Origin of the sequence: Massilia sp. CT11-108 (assembly GCF_047302915.1) — a bacterium.
Lineage (GTDB): Bacteria > Pseudomonadota > Gammaproteobacteria > Burkholderiales > Burkholderiaceae_D > Telluria > Telluria orientalis.
The window spans coordinates 1-2,012 of the sequence record NZ_JBKYMO010000748.1; the positions used below are offsets into that span (position 1 = coordinate 1).

Here is a 2,012-nt window from a genome sequence, read left to right on the forward strand (position 1 = left end):
AAAAATACCTAAACCCCGCGCCCCAACGGGGCAACCCTGTAACGGTTACCCCATACCCCGGCCCCCCGGCCCAAAAAACCGCGCGCCGCGCGCGAGATTGACGGCGAACGTGGCGCGCACGATGGCGCCCAGCTGGCCCAGTGTCGCGACCTGGTCGTCGGGCACGAGGCCGCTCTTGTCCGGCGACAGGTTCAGGATCAGGTTGGCGTTGCGGCCGATCGACGAATAAAAGATGTCGACCAGCTGCGTGACGGGACGGGGCCGCTTGTCGTGCGCCCAGAACCACTGGCCGTTCGCCAGCAGGGTCGCGTTGGTCTCGGCCGGGTACCACCACAGGTGCGATCCCGGCTTGAGCTGCGCCCGGCTGCCGAGGTCCGCGCCCTGCATGTCGGGCCACTGGAACGCGCCGGGCGCCGTGGGCAGTGGAATCACGCTCCATTCGGTCGTGCGGCCGTAGCCGCTTTCCGTGCCGACCCAGCGCACGTCCGGACCCTTGCCCATGATGACGGCGTCCGGCTGCAGCTTGCGGATCAGGTCGTACCAGGCCGCGTAGTCGTAGGTCTCGGCCACGCTCGGGTCGGGATTGGCGCCGTCGAACCACACTTCGTGGACCGGTCCGTATTCCGTCAGCAGTTCGTACAGCTGGTTCAGGAAGTAGCGGTTGTAGTCGTCGACCTCGTACGTGAACACGGGCCGGCCCGGCGGCGGGGTGCGCCCCTGCGCGGGGTCGCTCTGGAAGCGGGCCGGGTCGGTCGGGATCGTCGAGCGGCGTTTCGCGCTGCCATTGCCGTAATAACCGGCCGGGTTCGCGGCGTTGGTCTTCAGCTGGTACAGGTCGGCCGGCGACAGGTAGATGCCAAGCTTGACGCCGGCGTCGCGCGCCGCATCGGCCACCTCGCGCACGAGATCGCCCTTGCCGCCGCGCCAGGGACTCGCGGCCGACGAGTGATTCGTATAGCGCGACGGCCACATGGCGAAGCCGTCGTGGTGCTTGGCCACCAGCACGAGCATCTTGCCGTCGAGCTGCTTCACCGCGCGCAGCCACTGGCGCGCGTCCAGTTGCGTGGGATTGAACAGGGCAGGGTCTTCCTTGCCGTTGCCCCATTCCACTTCATTGAACGTGTTGACGCCGAAGTGCAGGAAGAACGTGCGTTCCAGCCGCATCCAGGCGGACTGGTTGGGGCGGGGCAGGGTTGTCGCGGCCTTGGCGACAATCGCGGCGGGGGAGTCGTCCGCCGCGATGACGTGTTCCGTCGCATAGGGAATGGGGGCGCCGTGCGCTGCGGCGCAGGCGAGCGCGAGGGCCAGGCCGAGGCAGCCTTGTGGGTGTCGAGGTGGGAGCATGATTTGTCGGTGTGATAAGTGGCGTATCGATTTTGTGATCGGCCGTATTACGCCCGCAATCGCGAAATCCCACAACCGGCATGGAAAATTACGTAAATCCGCGTCGCCAACGTGGCAACCAGGTAACGGTTACCGCTATCACCGTGCACGCGCGCCTAAAAAGGTGTGACGTACGGCAACTGTTGCGTGCATAATCAAAAAAAACATTAACTTATTGATTTACCACAGAAAGATGTCGTATCAGCCACAGGCTGACCGGCACCGCATCTCTCCGCCATGTCCTTCCTGTCCCGTGCCGCCCTGTCCGCGTTACCGTCGCGCCTCGCGCGGCTGTACGGCCGCTCGCTGTACGCCGCGCTGCTCGTGCTGGTGGCCGGCGGCCTGGCGATACCGGCCGTCGTGGGCGGCTACCTCATGATCGGCGTGCAGGAACAGCATGCGGCGCGCCGCGAGCTGGACGAGACCCTGCAGCGCAATGCCGACATCCTCGCCCTCGGCATGCAGGAATCGCTGTGGAACATGAACATCGACGCGGCCCGCTCGCTCGTCGATTCGCTGATGGGCGACCCGGCCGTCGTGCGCGTGCATGTGGGCGCGCAGGCGGAGGGCGGCACGCTTGCGCAGCCCATCGATCCGACCGGGATCGACGATTCTGGCGAAATTCCGTT

The 2,012-nt window shown here is 66.0% G+C and carries 1 protein-coding gene and 1 pseudogene; one reads left to right on the forward strand and one right to left on the reverse strand.

What is annotated here, in order from left to right; translation table 11 throughout:
- Positions 1–45: 45 nt before the first annotated feature.
- Positions 46–1,344 (reverse strand): alpha-L-fucosidase, encoded by a 1,299-nt coding sequence (locus tag ACEN88_RS30230; RefSeq protein ID WP_413345655.1) that lies wholly within the window; start codon positions 1,342–1,344, stop codon positions 46–48.
- A gap of 276 nt (positions 1,345–1,620) precedes the next feature.
- Between ACEN88_RS30230 and ACEN88_RS30235 the strand changes: the two are divergent.
- Positions 1,621–2,012: pseudogene (locus ACEN88_RS30235) on the forward strand (hypothetical protein); the annotation flags it as partial.